This window comes from Cupriavidus sp. FW306-01-F10A (assembly GCF_058782785.1).
This window is the reverse complement of record NZ_JBYSYA010000058.1, coordinates 1-724: the sequence shown is the minus strand read 5'-3', so window position 1 is coordinate 724 and position 724 is coordinate 1. Positions and strand designations below refer to the sequence as shown.

Annotated in this window: 1 rRNA gene; it reads right to left on the bottom strand. The window is 54.6% G+C overall.

Annotated features, from left to right (window positions below):
• Positions 1 to 24 precede the first annotated feature (24 nt).
• Positions 25 to 724, bottom strand: a 23S ribosomal RNA gene (locus AC3WLF_RS31325); the annotation flags it as partial.

Genomic DNA, 724 nt, shown 5'->3' with positions numbered 1-724 from the left:
CACCAGGCAAAACACACTGGTTATAGGATCAAGCCTTACGGGCAATTAGTACTGGTTAGCTTAACGCATTACTGCGCTTCCACACCCAGCCTATCAACGTCCTGGTCTCGAACGACCCTTCAAGGAGGTCAAGCCTCCAGGGAATCCTCATCTTCAGGCGAGTTTCCCGCTTAGATGCTTTCAGCGGTTATCTCTTCCGTACATAGCTACCCTGCGATGCCTCTGGCGAGACAACAGGTACACCAGCGGTACGTCCACTCCGGTCCTCTCGTACTAGGAGCAGCCCCCGTCAAGATTCCAACGCCCACGGCAGATAGGGACCAAACTGTCTCACGACGTTTTAAACCCAGCTCACGTACCTCTTTAAATGGCGAACAGCCATACCCTTGGGACCGGCTACAGCCCCAGGATGAGATGAGCCGACATCGAGGTGCCAAACACCGCCGTCGATATGAACTCTTGGGCGGTATCAGCCTGTTATCCCCAGAGTACCTTTTATCCGTTGAGCGATGGCCCTTCCATTCAGAACCACCGGATCACTATGTCCTGCTTTCGCACCTGCTCGACTTGTCGGTCTCGCAGTTAAGCACGCTTTTGCCATTGCACTTTAGGTACGATGTCCGACCGTACCAAGCGTACCTTCGAACTCCTCCGTTACACTTTGGGAGGAGACCGCCCCAGTCAAACTGCCTACCATGCACTGTCCCCGACCCGGATTCACGGG